Annotated in this window: 8 protein-coding genes; 3 read left to right on the plus strand and 5 right to left on the minus strand. The window is 71.1% G+C overall.

The features are described from left to right. Positions 1 to 188: 188 nt before the first annotated feature. On the minus strand, positions 189 to 1,961 hold the full coding sequence (locus SSQG_RS24775; protein ID WP_003992586.1) for an acetyl/propionyl/methylcrotonyl-CoA carboxylase subunit alpha: 1,773 nt from the start codon (positions 1,959 to 1,961) through the stop codon (positions 189 to 191). Positions 1,962 to 2,307: 346 nt separating this feature from the next. On the opposite strand from SSQG_RS24775, the gene SSQG_RS24780 reads away from it, so the two are divergent. Continuing rightward, positions 2,308 to 2,784 carry a hypothetical protein gene (locus tag SSQG_RS24780; RefSeq protein ID WP_039933551.1) on the plus strand — a complete coding sequence of 159 codons (477 nt, stop codon included), beginning with the start codon at positions 2,308 to 2,310 and terminating at the stop codon, positions 2,782 to 2,784. On the opposite strand, the gene SSQG_RS24785 is transcribed toward SSQG_RS24780, so the two are convergent. From SSQG_RS24785 to SSQG_RS24795, 4 genes are all read right to left on the minus strand, one after another. Further along, complete coding sequence (locus tag SSQG_RS24785) at positions 2,753 to 3,373, minus strand: Maf family protein (protein WP_003992588.1); 621 nt, start codon at positions 3,371 to 3,373, stop codon at positions 2,753 to 2,755. The two genes, SSQG_RS24780 and SSQG_RS24785, sit on opposite strands and share 32 nt — an antisense overlap. A 32-nt stretch (positions 3,374 to 3,405) precedes the next feature. Continuing rightward, positions 3,406 to 3,534 carry a morphogenic membrane protein MmpB gene (mmpB, locus tag SSQG_RS43540; protein ID WP_086025112.1) on the minus strand — a complete coding sequence of 43 codons (129 nt, stop codon included), beginning with the start codon at positions 3,532 to 3,534 and terminating at the stop codon, positions 3,406 to 3,408. Positions 3,535 to 3,645: 111 nt separating this feature from the next. After that, entirely contained in the window at positions 3,646 to 3,855 is a 210-nt protein-coding gene (locus tag SSQG_RS24790) for an acyl-CoA carboxylase epsilon subunit (protein ID WP_003992590.1), read from the minus strand. Between the two features lie 24 nt (positions 3,856 to 3,879). Next, the gene (locus SSQG_RS24795; RefSeq protein WP_003992591.1) at positions 3,880 to 5,484 is read right to left on the minus strand and encodes an acyl-CoA carboxylase subunit beta; all 1,605 of its coding nucleotides are present in this window, start codon (positions 5,482 to 5,484) and stop codon (positions 3,880 to 3,882) included. A gap of 301 nt (positions 5,485 to 5,785) precedes the next feature. Here SSQG_RS24795 and SSQG_RS24800 point away from each other — a divergent pair, with 301 nt between their 5' ends. Both SSQG_RS24800 and SSQG_RS24805 read left to right on the plus strand, forming a co-directional pair. Then, positions 5,786 to 6,679 (plus strand): biotin--[acetyl-CoA-carboxylase] ligase, encoded by an 894-nt coding sequence (locus SSQG_RS24800; protein ID WP_425315001.1) that lies wholly within the window; start codon positions 5,786 to 5,788, stop codon positions 6,677 to 6,679. A 187-nt stretch (positions 6,680 to 6,866) separates the two neighbouring features. Further along, a partial coding sequence (locus tag SSQG_RS24805) for an adenylate/guanylate cyclase domain-containing protein (protein WP_003992593.1) occupies positions 6,867 to 7,940 on the plus strand: 1,074 nt, incomplete at its 3' end.

Genomic DNA, 7,940 nt, shown 5'->3' on the forward strand with positions numbered 1-7,940 from the left:
GCGGCGCGTGTGACGCCAGTCAGCCGGTAGGTGACCTGGTCGCGCCGTTCCGAGGACGGACACCCCCCGGCGCGGCCCCGACCCACCACCGGCGCGGCCCCGACCCACCACCGGCGCGGCCCCGACCCACCACCGGCGCGGCCCCGACCCACCACCGGTGGGCAGGCGCCGCGCCAGGGGCGGAGCCGTCAGTCCTTGATCTCGCAGATCGCCGCGCCCGACGTGATCGATGCGCCGATGTCCGCGCTCAGACCCTTGATCGTGCCCGACTTGTGGGCGTTGAGGGGCTGTTCCATCTTCATCGCCTCGAGGACGACGACCAGGTCGCCTTCCTTGACCTCCTGGCCCTCCTCGACGGCGACCTTGACGATCGTGCCCTGCATCGGCGAGGCGAGGGTGTCACCGGAGGCGACGGGGCCCGACTTCTTCGCCGCGCGGCGCTTGGGCTTGGCCCCGGCCGCGAGGCCCGTGCGGGCCAGGGACATCCCCAGCGAGGCCGGCAGGGAGACCTCCAGGCGCTTGCCGCCGACCTCGACGACCACCGTCTCGCGGTCCGGCTCCTCGTCCGTCTCCGCGTCGGCCACCGCCGCGAACGGCTTGATCTCGTTGACGAACTCCGTCTCGATCCAGCGGGTGTGGACCGTGAAGGGCGCGTCCGATCCGGTGAGCTCCGGCGCGAACGCCGGGTCCTTCACCACCGCGCGGTGGAACGGGATCGCCGTGGCCATGCCCTCGACCTGGAACTCCCCCAAGGCCCGCGCGGCCCGTTCCAGGGCCTCCTTGCGCGTGCGGCCGGTGACGATCAGCTTGGCCAGCAGGGAGTCCCACGCCGGGCCGATGACCGAGCCGGACTCCACGCCCGCGTCCAGCCGCACACCCGGGCCGGACGGCGCGTCGAACTTCGTCACGGTGCCGGGAGCCGGGAGGAAGTTGCGGCCCGGGTCCTCACCGTTGATGCGGAACTCGAAGGAGTGCCCCCGCAGCACCGGGTCGTCGTAGCCCAGTTCCTCGCCGTCGGCGATACGGAACATCTCCCGCACGAGGTCGATGCCCGCGACCTCCTCGGTGACCGGGTGCTCCACCTGGAGGCGGGTGTTGACCTCCAGGAAGGAGATCGTGCCGTCGAGGCCGACGAGGAACTCGACCGTGCCGGCGCCGACGTAGCCGGCCTCCTTCAGGATCGCCTTCGAGCTGCTGTACAGCTCGGCGACCTGCTGGTCGGAGAGGAAGGGCGCGGGCGCCTCCTCGACCAGTTTCTGGTGCCGGCGCTGGAGGGAGCAGTCACGGGTGGAGACGACCACGACGTTGCCGTGCTGGTCGGCGAGGCACTGGGTCTCCACGTGCCGGGGCTTGTCGAGGTAGCGCTCGACGAAGCACTCGCCCCGGCCGAACGCGGCGACCGCCTCACGGACGGCCGAGTCGTACAGCTCCGGGACCTCTTCCAGGGTCCGCGCGACCTTCAGACCGCGGCCGCCACCACCGAAGGCCGCCTTGATGGCGATCGGCAGACCGTGCTGCTCGGCGAAGGCGACGACCTCGTCGGCGCCGGACACCGGGTCGGGCGTGCCCGCCACGAGCGGGGCGCCCGCGCGCTGCGCGATGTGCCGCGCCGCGACCTTGTCGCCCAGGTCGCGGATCGCCTGCGGCGGCGGGCCGATCCAGATCAGGCCCGCGTCCAGCACGGCCTGCGCGAAGTCCGCGTTCTCGGAGAGGAAGCCGTAGCCGGGGTGGATCGCGTCCGCACCGGACTCCCGGGCGGCGTTCAGCACCTTCTCGATGTCGAGGTAACTGGTGCCCGGGGTGTCACCGCCCAGGGCGAACGCCTCATCCGCGGCGCGGACATGCAGAGCGTCCCGGTCCGGGTCGGCGTAGACGGCAACGCTCGCGATCCCGGCGTCCCGGCAGGCCCGGGCCACGCGGACAGCGATTTCGCCACGGTTGGCGATGAGCACCTTGCGCACGATTGAGGCTCCCTCCTTGAAACAAGCCGAGTTTAGGGACTGCCGACACGGCACTTCGACCCGTCCCCAGTGGTGAGCTTGCCCACACGGAGCGTGATGCGTGGCTCGCTCGACCCGCGAAATCCCTTGTCGCACCGCAGTACGCAGTACTACTCCGGGAAACCCTAGCCCGCTCCTGTGGTCAAGGTCTCTGTCATCACGTGCTGCGGGCCACTCTGTTTCTTTGTGGAGTCCCTACGAATGGCCCAATGATTCTTTGCCCGCCGCGGAACCCTTGTCCCCGGGTTTACCGGTTAGTAGCGTTCGCGATGTCTCTCGAACGTACTAGGGGTAAGTGGGTGGCCCGGTGGTGCGCAGGCCGGTGGCGTGGATCGTGGCGGTGGTGCTGTTCGGCGAGGCGTTCGGCGTCGCCGCGCTGAACTGGTTCCTGGGCGTGGTCGTCGACCGGCAGGACATGTCCCTGGCCGGGCTCGATCCGCACATGATGGCGATGTCGTCGAAGATCGGTGGGATCGTCTTCGGCCTCTACTTCGCGCTGTGCGGCCTGGTCGCCCTGCTGGTGGCCCTGCGGGACCGGCCCCCGGCGGGTTTCGGGCGGCTGCTGCTGATCAGCGCGGCGGTCGTGCACGGGCTGCTGGGCGCGGTCACCTGGGGCCTCGTCGGCTGGTCCGCGTTCCTGTTCATGGTGCTGGTGCTCGGCCTGATCGTGCTGCTGCTGATGACGTACGACCATCCGGCCGAGCCCGCCGACGCCGCGCCGGAGGACGGGAGGGGCGGCGACGGGCCCCCGGTCACCGCTCCGCCGGCGCCCACAACTCCGTGATGCCGACGCCCAGCCGGGCGAGCAGCCGCCGGACGAGGGGCAGGCTGATGCCGATCACGTTGCCGTGGTCGCCGTCGATCCCCTCGATGAACGGCGCCGAGCGGCCGTCCAGGGTGAACGCCCCGGCGACGTGGAGGGGCTCCCCGGAGGCGACGTAGGCGGCGATCTCCTCGTCGGTGGGGTCGCCGAAGCGGACGACGGTCGACGCGGTGGCCGAGACGTACCGGCCGTTGAGCGTGTCGTAGACGCAGTGGCCGGTCTGGAGGGTCCCGGCGCGTCCGCGCATCGCCTTCCAGCGGGCGGTGGCCTCCTCGGCGTCCGCGGGCTTGCCGAGGGCCTGGCCGTCCAGGTCGAGCACCGAGTCGCAGCCGATCACGAGCGCGCCCCCGACCTCGGGACGGGCGGCCACGACGGAGGCCTTCGCCTCGGCGAGGGCGAGCGCCAGTTCGGCAGGGGTGGGGGCGGTGACGGCGTCCTCGTCGACGCCGCTCACGATCACCTCGGGAGCGAGGCCGGCCTGGCGGAGCAGTCCCAGCCGGGCGGGGGACTGGGAGGCGAGGACGAGTCGCCTGCGGCGCTGAGCAGTCATGCGGTCAGGTTAGTCACCCGAGCGAGGCCGGTTCACCTCACGCCGATCACGATCATCACGAGCACCATGGCCAGGGCCAGGAGAACGCTCAGCCGCCGCAGCATGTCCTGCATGTCACGCAGTTCTTCGGGCGGTTCGTTCTCGGGGTCGGACCACAGCATGACACCAGCGTGCGGCCTGGCAGCGCGGGGCGCCTGAGTAGGGATACTCAAATCGGCGCCCCGCGTCAGCCGTGCGGTGCGCGGTTCCCCGCGCCCCTCGAGAAGCTGATCTCACCCCGGCCAGTAGGTGCGGCCCCACGCCGCCGGCCCCGGCTGGGGCAGGCGGTGGGCGGCGATACGGGACGGGTCGGACCAGGAATCGCGGGAGGCGGGTGCGCCGGGCGGCGTTTCGGCTGCCGCCGCGGCGCGGGCCCTGACCACCGCCAGTGCGGCGGCCAGCTCCTCCGGGGTCGGGTTGCCCCGTACGACCTTGATCGTCATGTGGGCCTCCTGGGCTCGCCGGTGCTAGAGGGGGATGTTGCCGTGCTTCTTCGGAGGCAGGGATTCCCGCTTCGTGCGCAGTTGACGCAGACCTCGTACGACATGACGGCGCGTGTCGGACGGCATGATCACGGCGTCGACGTAGCCGCGCTCGGCCGCGACGTAGGGGTTGAGGAGGGCGTCCTCGTACTCCTGGATCAGCCGGGCCCGGACCGCTTCCAGGTCCTCGCCGCTCGCCTCCGCCTCGGCCAGGGTGCGGCGGTGCAGGATGTTGACCGCGCCCTGGGCGCCCATGACGGCGATCTGGGCGGTGGGCCAGGCGAGGTTGAGGTCGGCGCCCAGGTGCTTGGAGCCCATGACGTCGTACGCCCCGCCGAACGCCTTGCGCGTGATGAGGGTGATGAGCGGGACGGTCGCCTCGGCGTACGCGTAGATCAGCTTGGCGCCGCGCCGGATGATGCCGTCGTGCTCCTGGTCGACGCCGGGCAGGAAGCCGGGGACGTCGACGAAGGTGATGACCGGGACGTTGAAGGCGTCGCAGGTGCGCACGAAGCGGGCCGCCTTCTCGCTGGCCTTGATGTCCAGGCACCCGGCGAGCTGCGTCGGCTGGTTGGCGACGATGCCGACCGGGTGGCCCTCGACCCGGCCGAAGCCGGTGACGATGTTCGGCGCGTACAGCGGCTGCGTCTCGAAGAACTCGGCGTCGTCCAAGACGTGCTCGATCACCGCGTGCATGTCGTACGGCTGGTTCGCGCTGTCCGGGACGATCGCGTCCAGCTCGCGGTCCTCGTCGGTGGTCTCGAGGTCGGCCTCCTCGGGGAAGACCGGCGCCTCGGAGAGGTTGTTGGACGGCAGGTACGACAGCAGCTGCTTGATGTACTCGATGGCGTCCTTCTCGTCCCCGGCCATGTGGTGGGCCACACCGGAGGTCGAGTTGTGCGTACGGGCGCCGCCCAGCTCCTCGAAGCCGACGTCCTCGCCGGTGACGGTCTTGATGACGTCGGGGCCGGTGATGAACATGTGCGAGGTCTGGTCGACCATGACCGTGAAGTCGGTGATGGCGGGGGAGTAGACGGCCCCGCCCGCACACGGGCCGACGACCAGGCTGATCTGCGGGATGACGCCGGAGGCGTGGGTGTTGCGGCGGAAGATCTCGCCGTAGGCGCCCAGCGAGGCCACGCCTTCCTGGATCCGGGCGCCGCCGGAGTCGTTGATGCCGATGACCGGGCAGCCGGTCTTCAGCGCGAAGTCCATGACCTTGACGATCTTCTGCCCGTAGACCTCGCCGAGGGCCCCGCCGAAGACGGTGAAGTCCTGCGAGAACACGGCGACGGGGCGGCCGTCGACGGTGCCGTACCCGGTGACGACACCGTCTCCGTAGGGCCGGTTCTTGTCGAGGCCGAAGTTGGTGGAGCGGTGCTGGGCGAACTCGTCGAGTTCGACGAAGGAACCCTCGTCGAGCAGGAGCTCTATCCGCTCACGGGCTGTCAGCTTGCCCTTGGCGTGCTGCTTTTCGACGGCGCGTGCGGAGCCGGCGTGCGTCGCTTCCTCGATACGGCGCTGCAGATCCGCGATCTTGCCCGCGGTCGTGTGAATGTCAGGCTGCTGCTGCTCTTCCGGCTCGGACATCGGGATGCGGCTCCCTGCCTGCTCAAAAGGGGGGACGGTTACTCATCCGTACATTAGTGGGGTGCCTCCGGATCGGCAGTGCGGTGTTTGCCACACCGTCCCTGCCTTCCCAGGAACGCCGATGAGATCTACGGAATCGACGGCGCGGCGGCCGACGTGGCGCATACGATCAAGGCGTCGCGGCGGGACACGCCGGAGAGGCGACGCCACGGAGTGGCCGAGCGCCTGTGAACCTCAGCCCTTCCGGGCTGGAATCCACTCCCTCTGCGGGATGGAGGATGTCAAACCTAGGGTGGCTTGCATGAAGATGCCACCAGGTGAAGACGGAAACCCGCCCAACGGGCCCCGTGATCCGAGGTCGAGCCGATGGTCCGACCTCGGCCGCCCGCCCCTCAACGTCACCGACCTGCGCCGGGGGCTGGTGCGGGAGGGAGGGCTGTGGTCGGAGGTGGACGTGGTGCAGCGCACCGGCTCCACCAACTCCGACCTGGTGGCCCGTACGGCCGAGGGCGGGGCCGCGGAGGGGGCGGTGCTGGTCGCCGAGGAGCAGACGGCCGGGCGGGGGCGGCTCGACCGGCAGTGGACGGCGCCGCCGCGGTCGGGTCTTTTCTTCTCCGTGCTACTCACACCCGGCGAGGTGCCGGTCGAGCGGTGGGGGTGGCTGCCGCTGCTCACGGGCGTGGCCGTGGCGACGGGGCTGTCCCGGGCGGCCGGGGTGGACACGGCGCTGAAGTGGCCGAACGATCTGCTGGTCACGGTGGGGGGAGCCGAGCGCAAGGCCGGGGGCATTCTGGCCGAGCGGGCCGGTGACGGCGGGGTCGTCATCGGGGTCGGCATCAACGTCTCCCTGAAGGAGGACGAGCTGCCCGTGCCGACGGCCGGGTCGCTGGGGCTGGCCGGGGCGGTGAGTACGGACCGGGATCCATTGCTGCGAGGGGTGCTGCGGGCCCTGGAGGAGTGGTACGGGAAGTGGCGTGCTGCGGGTGGCGATCCGGGGGTGTGCGGGTTGCAGGAGGCATATGCCGCTGGGTGCGCGACGCTCGGGCGGGTGGTCCGGGCGGAGTTGCCCGGGGATCGGGCGGTGGTGGGGGAGGCCGTCGCGGTGGACGGGGACGGGCGGTTGGTGCTGGCTACGGGGGAAGGGGTGCAGGAGCCTGTGGGGGCCGGGGACATCGTGCATCTTCGGCCGGTGTGAGCTGAGGTGGGGGGGTGGGTCCGCAACCCCGCGCCGCGGGGTGCCGCTGCGCCCACCCGTGCCGCCTCCCCCATGACGCCGGGTCCCTCACCCCCCGGCTGGCCCTCACGGAGTGAGCTGGCGCACACCTGCCGTAGAGTTGAGGCCGGTCGATACATGACCGTGACAGATCGGAAGGGCAACACGCGTGACCGTCGACGACTCGGGTTCCGGCGAGGACGCGCAGGGCGCCGACTCCGGCGAGGATCCGCTCGCCCTGCGCCTCGAAGGGCTCATCCTGGGCGCCGAGCGCCGCTACACCCCTTTTCAGGCGGCCCGCAGCGCCGGCGTCTCCATGGAACTGGCATCCCGCTTCTGGCGGGCGATGGGCTTTGCCGACATCGGGCAGGCCAAGGCACTCACCGAGGCGGACGTCCTCGCCCTGCGCCGCCTCGCCGGCCTCGTCGAGGCGGGGCTGCTGAGCGAGGCGATGGCCGTACAGGTGGCCCGGTCCACCGGGCAGACCACCGCGCGGCTCGCCGAATGGCAGATCGACTCCTTCCTGGAGGGGCTGACCGAGCCGCCCGAGCCGGGCATGACGCGCACCGAGGTGACGTACCCGATCGTCGAGCTGCTCCTGCCCGAGCTGGAGGAGTTCCTCGTCTACGTCTGGCGGCGGCAGCTCGCCGCCTCGGCCGGGCGGGTCGTGCAGGCCGCCGACGACGAGGAGATGGTCGACCGGCGGCTCGCGGTCGGGTTCGCGGACCTGGTCGGGTTCACGCGGCTGACCCGCCGGATGGAGGAGGAGGAGCTCGGCGAGCTGGTCGAGGCCTTCGAGACGACGGCGGCCGACCTGGTGGCCGCGAACGGCGGGCGGCTGATCAAGACCCTCGGTGACGAGGTGCTGTACGCCGCCGACGACGCGGGCACGGCGGCCGAGATCGCCCTGCGCCTGATCGAGACCATGGCGTACGACGAGACGATGCCGGAGCTGCGGGTCGGCATGGCGTTCGGCACCGTGACCACCCGGATGGGCGATGTCTTCGGTACGACCGTGAATCTGGCCTCCCGGCTCACCTCGATAGCTCCGAAGGACGCCGTCCTCGTCGACACCGCCTTCGCCGAGGAGCTGATCCGCACGCAGGACGCCCCGGCCTCGGAGGCGGAGGCGGCCGAGGAGGCGGCGACGGCGGAGAAGGAGGGCGAGGAGCCTCCGGCGTACCGGTTCGCCTTGCAGCCGATGTGGCAGCGGCCGGTGCGTGGGCTGGGTGTCGTGGAGCCC

Source organism: Streptomyces viridochromogenes DSM 40736 (assembly GCF_000158955.1).
Taxonomy (GTDB): Bacteria; Actinomycetota; Actinomycetes; order Streptomycetales; family Streptomycetaceae; genus Streptomyces; species Streptomyces venetus.

Coding starts and splice junctions, on each gene's coding strand:
- SSQG_RS24800 (WP_425315001.1), top strand. CDS start 5,786: ATGAAGATGCCACCAGGTGAAGACGGAAACCCGCCCAACGGGCCCCGT.
- mmpB (WP_086025112.1), bottom strand. CDS start 3,534: ATGCTGTGGTCCGACCCCGAGAACGAACCGCCCGAAGAACTGCGTGAC.
- SSQG_RS24790 (WP_003992590.1), bottom strand. CDS start 3,855: ATGACGATCAAGGTCGTACGGGGCAACCCGACCCCGGAGGAGCTGGCC.
- SSQG_RS24785 (WP_003992588.1), bottom strand. CDS start 3,373: ATGACTGCTCAGCGCCGCAGGCGACTCGTCCTCGCCTCCCAGTCCCCC.
- SSQG_RS24795 (WP_003992591.1), bottom strand. CDS start 5,484: ATGTCCGAGCCGGAAGAGCAGCAGCAGCCTGACATTCACACGACCGCG.